The organism is Paenibacillus radicibacter (assembly GCF_024721995.1).
GTDB lineage: Bacteria > Bacillota > Bacilli > Paenibacillales > NBRC-103111 > Paenibacillus_AM > Paenibacillus_AM radicibacter.
Genome location: NZ_JANQBC010000032.1, coordinates 1 through 2,857, shown reverse-complemented (window position 1 = coordinate 2,857; position 2,857 = coordinate 1). Strand labels below are relative to the sequence as shown.

Below are 2,857 nucleotides of genomic sequence, written 5' to 3'. Positions count from 1 at the left end.
AGGAGCACCGCTGGGTAGCTATGTACGGAGGGGATAAGCGCTGAAAGCATCTAAGCGCGAAGCCCCCCTCAAGATGAGATTTCCCAATTAGTAAGACCCCTTGTAGACGACGAGGTTGATAGGTTGGAGGTGGAAGCGCGGTAACGTGTGGAGCTGACCAATACTAATAGGTCGAGGGCTTATCTAAAATAACGAATTTAATTCGTAAAACTGCTTTACACTTCAATTCGCATCTAGTTTTCAAGGCATAAGCCTTGCACAATTAACTTGTTTGGTGACGATGGCGAAAGGGAACCACACGTACCCATCTCGAACACGACCGTTAAGCCTTTCAGCGCCGATGGTACTTGGACCGCAGGGTCCTGGGAGAGTAGGACGTTGCCGAGCGAGCAAAACCACCATTCACTATTAGTAGTGGTGGTTTTTATTCCCACAATTTAAATAATTGTATTCCCTGATAGCTCAGTTGGTAGAGCACACGACTGTTAATCGTGTTGTCACAGGTTCGAGCCCTGTTCGGGGAGCCATATGGAGAGGTGTCCGAGCTGGCCGAAGGAGCACGATTGGAAATCGTGTAGGCGTCACAAGCGTCTCGAGGGTTCGAATCCCTCTCTCTCCGCCACTATATTTTTAACAGAATCAATTCATGGAGGCTTAGCTCAGCTGGGAGAGCATCTGCCTTACAAGCAGAGGGTCAGCGGTTCGATCCCGTTAGCCTCCACCATTTATTTCATAAGATTATCGCGGGATGGAGCAGCTCGGTAGCTCGTCGGGCTCATAACCCGAAGGCCGCAGGTTCAAATCCTGCTCCCGCAACCAATTTTCTTATGAGAAACTTATACGGAGCTGTGGTGTAGAGGCCTAACATGCCTGCCTGTCACGCAGGAGACCGCGAGTTCGAATCTCGTCAGCTCCGCCATTTTATACAATTTTTGATTAAGGCCCGTTGGTCAAGGGGTTAAGACACCTCCCTTTCACGGAGGTAACAGGGGTTCGAATCCCCTACGGGTCACCACTTATTTAATAGTAATTATCGCGGGATGGAGCAGCTCGGTAGCTCGTCGGGCTCATAACCCGAAGGCCGCAGGTTCAAATCCTGCTCCCGCAACCAATTCTCTTTCAAGAGAAACCTATGTGGAGCTGTGGTGTAGAGGCCTAACATGCCTGCCTGTCACGCAGGAGACCGCGAGTTCGAATCTCGTCAGCTCCGCCATTTTTACAACTTTATATTGTTCATCATGCATGAACTGCATGAGCCATTAGCTCAGTTGGTAGAGCACCTGACTTTTAATCAGGGTGTCGAAGGTTCGAGTCCTTCATGGCTCACCATTTTTTACCCGGATGCGCGCGTATGGCGGAATTGGCAGACGCACTAGACTTAGGATCTAGCGGGCGACCGTGGGGGTTCAAGTCCCTCTACGCGCATCACGTCCCCATAAAGTAACGACATGCTTTCTAGCAAAGTCCTTACTTTATGGGGACCCATTATTTATGCGGAAGTGGCTCAGCGGTAGAGCATCGCCTTGCCAAGGCGAGGGTCGCGGGTTCGATTCCCGTCTTCCGCTCCATTTTTTAAATTAGTAGAGTTTCAACTTAGGTTGAAGCTCTTTTTGCATTTTCAGAGGAAATAAAAATTAGTATTGCACTACCACGGCCTAAACTAGTCCAGTAGACTATGTGAGAGGGAGTCATGATATGATTCTTGTATATGAGCTACTATTATTATGCAGTTAAATGAAAGATAATAAGTAATCATATACAATTGTAAAGAATAGAGTTTGAGCGTTTGATCGAAATGGCTGTAATTTTCCTTTACATATAACTAGGAGATGAGTTTCTATGAAAAAGATAGATTCAATGCTTACGAGTAACAACGCCTATTATGACCGTTTCTTTATGGATGTGAAGCAGCGAACGGAATCAAGGGATTATTCCTATCTATTAGAAAGGTTCTTAACACTATTCCCTCCGAGTCAGGGATTGATCGATATTGGTTGTGGAACAGGGGAACATCTGAAGTTTTTTCAATCTAGACTTAAGTTTTGCTATGGAATAGAACCGAGCTCTCAGATGAGAGCACATTGTCTGGAACAGCATTTAGATGTGAGAGATGGTTCTTTTCAAACGATCACCGTTGATACGGCATCTATCGAAGTACCGATTGGCGGTTTATGGTGTGCAGCTTCTATGCTTCATATTCCAATTGATGAGTTTGAAGAAGTACTAGTAAGCTTATATAAGTTATTAAATGTGGATGGTATTATGTTCTTTACGGTTCGATTAGGTGAGGGCTACAAGTGGGATCAATACGATGGAACGGAAGAAGGCGCTGTACGGTTTATTCAGCTCTTTGAGGAATCATTTTTAGATGAAGTAATTAGTCGTGCGGGATTTAATGTGGATTTGAAGATAGTAGAGAATTCATATTGGGGAAGACCTTCACAATGGGTGTCTTACGTATTGACTAAATGCAAATAGTACGATGTATAGCACCATACTACAATTGAAATGAATGAGTGCATTATTCTATAGTGAGTTAAACATATTTAATTGGATATTTTTGTGAGATTGCATTATCTAGTCATGCGTGTTATATTATTAATCCACCCGCTAAACGGGCTGGAAACGAAAAAAAGAATATCAAAAACATGTTGACAGAAACACTTGATACATGATATGATATAAAAGTTGTCGCCGGTAACACGGAAGACAATAAAATAAAGTATTGTCCTTTGAAAACTGAACAACGAGTGAATGAATAGATGAGATTCTAACGAATCTCAAACAGTCGAGATCGTCGCTTTCGAGCGATTGATTGAGACAAGCTAGTAAGTAAATTTTGAGCAATCAGCTCTTT

1 protein-coding gene, 11 tRNA genes and 2 rRNA genes are annotated in these 2,857 nt (G+C 43.9%); all 14 read left to right on the top strand.

Annotated features, from left to right (window positions below):
* Nucleotides 1–187 (top strand): 23S ribosomal RNA (locus NV379_RS25855); the annotation flags it as partial.
* 83 nt (nt 188–270) lie between these two features.
* Nucleotides 271–387: ribosomal RNA gene (gene rrf / locus NV379_RS25850) — 5S ribosomal RNA — on the top strand.
* A gap of 64 nt (nt 388–451) precedes the next feature.
* A tRNA-Asn gene (locus NV379_RS25845) sits at nt 452–527 on the top strand.
* Nucleotides 528–530: 3 nt separating this feature from the next.
* Nucleotides 531–622 (top strand) — tRNA-Ser (locus tag NV379_RS25840).
* A 26-nt stretch (nt 623–648) separates the two neighbouring features.
* Nucleotides 649–724: transfer RNA gene (locus NV379_RS25835), tRNA-Val, on the top strand.
* 18 nt (nt 725–742) lie between these two features.
* Nucleotides 743–819, top strand: a tRNA-Met gene (locus NV379_RS25830).
* A 23-nt stretch (nt 820–842) separates the two neighbouring features.
* Nucleotides 843–919: transfer RNA gene (locus NV379_RS25825), tRNA-Asp, on the top strand.
* 21 nt (nt 920–940) lie between these two features.
* A tRNA-Glu gene (locus tag NV379_RS25820) sits at nt 941–1,015 on the top strand.
* Between the two features lie 19 nt (nt 1,016–1,034).
* Nucleotides 1,035–1,111: transfer RNA gene (locus tag NV379_RS25815), tRNA-Met, on the top strand.
* A 25-nt stretch (nt 1,112–1,136) separates the two neighbouring features.
* Nucleotides 1,137–1,213 (top strand) — tRNA-Asp (locus NV379_RS25810).
* 40 nt (nt 1,214–1,253) lie between these two features.
* Nucleotides 1,254–1,329, top strand: a tRNA-Lys gene (locus tag NV379_RS25805).
* A 16-nt stretch (nt 1,330–1,345) separates the two neighbouring features.
* A tRNA-Leu gene (locus NV379_RS25800) sits at nt 1,346–1,425 on the top strand.
* Between the two features lie 68 nt (nt 1,426–1,493).
* Nucleotides 1,494–1,568: transfer RNA gene (locus tag NV379_RS25795), tRNA-Gly, on the top strand.
* Between the two features lie 271 nt (nt 1,569–1,839).
* A complete protein-coding gene (locus tag NV379_RS25790; protein WP_258210198.1) occupies nt 1,840–2,478 on the top strand; it encodes a class I SAM-dependent methyltransferase in 639 nt (212 codons plus the stop codon).
* Nucleotides 2,479–2,857 lie beyond the last annotated feature (379 nt).